A 1,086-nucleotide genomic window follows, 5' to 3' on the forward strand; every position below is an offset into this window, starting at 1 on the left:
ACCACCCAACAACCCCGGCAAATCCACCAAACCACCCCACCGCAACGGCAACTCCAAACCCACCACCCGACCCAAACCCCACACCGCAGCACCCGCGACGTCGGTCAGCACGTCAGACTCGCCGACCGACACCGCCCCCTGGGTGAGCCACCACAGCCGGCCCGTCCCACCGACGTCGGTCAGCGCCTGCGCCACGGCCAGCGCCGTCGACACCTCGGCGGCGGCCGGGACCGCGGACGGCTCCCGGGAGTCGGCCAGGGACAGCAGGGACACCATGTCGGCGTCCCGGTCGTCGGACCCCATCGCCTCCCGCAGCAGCCGCGCCACCTGGTCCCGGTCCGCACCGGTCGGGACCAGCACCGGGATCGCCCGGTCGGCCCGCGCCGCCAGCGCCGTGGCCGCCGGGTGGTCCTCCTGACCCGGCGCCATCAGCAGCAGCCAGGTCCCCGCCAACGTCGCCGACGCCGGCACGTCGCCCGTACGCCACGTCACCCGGTACCGCCACGAGTCGACGGCGGCCCGCTGCTGCGTCGCCCGCCGCCACCGGGCGAGCTTGGGCAGCAGCTCGGCGGACGGCGCGTCGGCGCCCACGGCCAGCTCGTCGCCCAACGCCCCGAGGTTCCCCGACTCGACGGCCGCCCAGAACTGCTCGTCCGACGGGGCCTGGGTGCTTTCCGCGGCGGGGGCGGGCTGGGGATCCTCCAGCCAGTAGCGCTTACGGTCGAAGGCGTAGGTGGGCAGGTCGACCACGCGCGGCCGGCCGCCGGCCTGACCGTGGTACGCCGCCCAGTCCACCGCCATACCGGCAGCCCAGAGCTGCCCGACGGCGCTCGTGAGGGTGGTGACGTCGGAGTGGTTGCGGCGCAGCGTGGCGACGTACCGCACGTCGTCGGCCGCGTCCGCCTCGGCCGCCATGGCGGTGAGTACGGCGTCCGGGCCGATTTCCAGGAGCGTGTCCACGCCCTGCCCCCGCAGAGCCGTCACACCATCGGCGAACCGCACCGGCTGCCGCACGTGCCGCACCCAGTACTCCGGATCCACCAACTCCAACCCGTCCGCCACCGCACCGGTCACATTCGACACGAT

The 1,086-nt window shown here is 74.2% G+C and carries 1 pseudogene; it reads right to left on the reverse strand.

From position 1 onward, the window contains the following. A pseudogene (locus ACGFIR_RS31605) lies at positions 1-1,074 on the reverse strand (polyketide synthase); the annotation flags it as partial. Positions 1,075-1,086 lie beyond the last annotated feature (12 nt).

It is taken from the genome of Micromonospora sp. NPDC049051, assembly GCF_043197575.1.
Classification (GTDB): Bacteria; Actinomycetota; Actinomycetes; order Mycobacteriales; family Micromonosporaceae; genus Micromonospora.